Source organism: Bacillus sp. JJ1521 (genome assembly GCF_036965165.1).
Taxonomy (GTDB): domain Bacteria; phylum Bacillota; class Bacilli; order Bacillales; family Bacillaceae_L; genus Ferdinandcohnia.
In genome coordinates this window covers 1-646 of sequence record NZ_JBALOX010000083.1, presented here as the reverse complement: position 1 = coordinate 646, position 646 = coordinate 1, and the positions used below count along the sequence as shown (strand labels likewise).

Here is a 646-nt window from a genome sequence, read left to right as displayed (position 1 = left end):
AAATCGTTACAGTTGTTCAAAGATTATTTACAAATTGAGAAAAATTATTCAGAATATACAATTGTCCATTATGAACAATCGATTGAACATTTTTTCTTATTTTTGAAACGAGAGTCTATCTCAAATTTATCTGAAGTAACGTATTCAGATGTTCGATTGTATCTTACAGAGCTCTATAAGAAACAATATGCAAGACGAACCGTTGCAAAAAAGATTTCAACATTGCGCAGTTATTTTAATTTTCTTCTTAGGGAAAAGCTAATTTCTCAAAATCCATTTACTTTGGTTTCATTGCCAAAAAGGGAACAAAAGNNNNATCAAGCTCTACTTGAATTGCTTTATGCGACTGGAATCCGTGTAAGTGAATGCTGTAAACTTACACTAGAGGATTTGGACTTTTCATTAGGAACTGTGTTTGTTCATGGAAAAGGCAATAAACAACGCTATGTTCCTTTTGGAAGCTATGCCGAACAAGCACTTACAAACTATCTATCAAATGGTCGCAAGGAATTGCTCGAAAAAGCATCAGTACATACAAACAATCTATTCCTTAATTTTCGAGGTGGACCTTTAACAACTAGGGGAGTCCGAATAATCTTAAATAATATGATTAAAAAGACTTCATCTACGATACACATTAGTCCAC

General features: G+C 33.0%; 1 protein-coding gene. It reads left to right on the top strand.

Annotation, left to right across the window (positions count from 1 at the left end):
• Window positions 1–646: tyrosine-type recombinase/integrase (locus V7147_RS12960; protein ID WP_335368280.1), on the top strand; the 646-nt coding region annotated here is incomplete at both ends.